Below are 1,245 nucleotides of genomic sequence, written 5' to 3'. Positions count from 1 at the left end.
TTCTGGGTGATCCATGTCTAAATCGGCGTACATTAGGTAGTCGTAATTGCCTTTTTCAGAGCTGACTTCCCAATCCCATGCTTTTCCTTCGCCTTTGAATTTAAAGATCGCTTTTTCTTTGCCGGCATCATCCCAGTCAACACCGTCAAAGTGATACCAAGTCCAATGGAAGTTCGAGTATTTGTCGTTGCGGCCAGGAAAATTAAACTCAACCCAAGCTTCAATCCATTTGTCGCCCAGCTCAATGTTGCGGTTGTCCCAATCAACACGCTTGGTATCGACCCACGACTTCCCATCTGCGCCACCTCGGTGGTTAAACACAACGTCGCCGTAAATTTGGATATTGTTGTTGTGCGCGGCATTGATTGCAGAGATGTACTGAGCCTTGGTGCCGTATTTGGTTCGTACTGAGCCTTTTTGATCAAACTCACCTAAATCGTACATATCATAGACGCCATAACCGACGTCATTACTGCCGCCCGCGCCTTTGTAAGCTGGCGGTAGCCAGAGCGCTGTAAAACCGTTTTCAGCGAGTGCTGGAGCATTGCTTTCAACCTGCGTCCATAATGCGCCATCATTAGGTACGTACCAATGAAAGTACTGCATCATGGTGCCATTTTGCCCAGCAAAGGCAGGAGCACTGAGCAGCAAGGTTAGCGGTAAAAAAGTGCGTTTTAATTTGAATGTTTTCATTATTTTTCTCTCACGTTAAAGGACTAAAACCCGCTTTCTGACCTACCAGGCAGCTGCGATAGCAACACATAAAACTTGCTAACGTATTGTCTGTAAGACAGAAAGTTCGGATTACAATCGAAGAGAAATTAACACCAATCTACCCATACAATTATTGAGTTGATTAACATTTATAAAATCAATAATTAGCATGTGTAAAATATTGAATGACGATCAAATGAGTTTGGTGATACGGATACGAATGAAACAAAACGAAGAGAAGAGAAGAGAAGAAGCGATTTGCGAGCACTAGAAACGAGAAAAGCCAGTCATAAGAGACTGGCTTTCGAAATAATGGAGGCGCGTCCCGGAGTCGAACCGAGGTCCACGGATTTGCAATCCGCTGCATAGCCACTCTGCCAACGCGCCTTACCTGATTGTTTTCTCATTGTCATGAGAACGATGCTTTAAAACTGAATCTGAAATCCATACATCGTTTTGATGGTGCCCCGGGCCGGACTTGAACCGGCACAGCGCGAACGCCGAGGGATTTTAAATCCCTTGTGTCTACCA

1 protein-coding gene and 1 tRNA gene are annotated in these 1,245 nt (G+C 45.1%); both read right to left on the bottom strand.

Annotated features, from left to right (window positions below):
* Positions 1–693: alpha-amylase family glycosyl hydrolase (locus R8N47_RS23490; RefSeq protein ID WP_318185890.1), on the bottom strand; the 693-nt coding region annotated here is incomplete at its 3' end.
* Positions 694–1,027: 334 nt separating this feature from the next.
* Positions 1,028–1,101: transfer RNA gene (locus R8N47_RS23485), tRNA-Cys, on the bottom strand.
* Between the last annotated feature and the right edge of the window lie 144 nt (positions 1,102–1,245).

Source organism: Vibrio sp. 2132-1 (genome assembly GCF_033344315.1).
This window is presented reverse-complemented; position numbering and strand designations above follow the sequence as displayed.